1 protein-coding gene is annotated in these 248 nt (G+C 54.0%); it reads left to right on the forward strand.

The window, feature by feature from the left end; genetic code table 11:
* Positions 1-248, forward strand: a 248-nt coding sequence (locus CWO89_RS45510) for a DUF1521 domain-containing protein (protein ID WP_130584504.1), incomplete at both ends; no start/stop codon positions are given.

Raw genomic sequence — 248 nt, forward strand, 5'->3', positions numbered from 1 at the left:
CACCTTGGCGATAAATATACAATCACGGCGGACGAGAAGCATGGCACCTGGACCGTTCGGAACAATGAAACCGGCCATGTCTCGAAGATTCATGGCGATCCGCATGTCGATGCTAATGGGGACGGCAAGGACGATTTCGACTTCAAGAAGGGCATGACCCTGCAACTCGACGATGGCACGAAGATCACCGTGGATACGGCCGACTACGGCAACGGCAAGAGCATTTCGTCCAAGCTCACCATCACGAA

Origin of the sequence: Bradyrhizobium sp. Leo170 (genome assembly GCF_004296405.1) — a bacterium.
Lineage (GTDB): Bacteria > Pseudomonadota > Alphaproteobacteria > Rhizobiales > Xanthobacteraceae > Bradyrhizobium.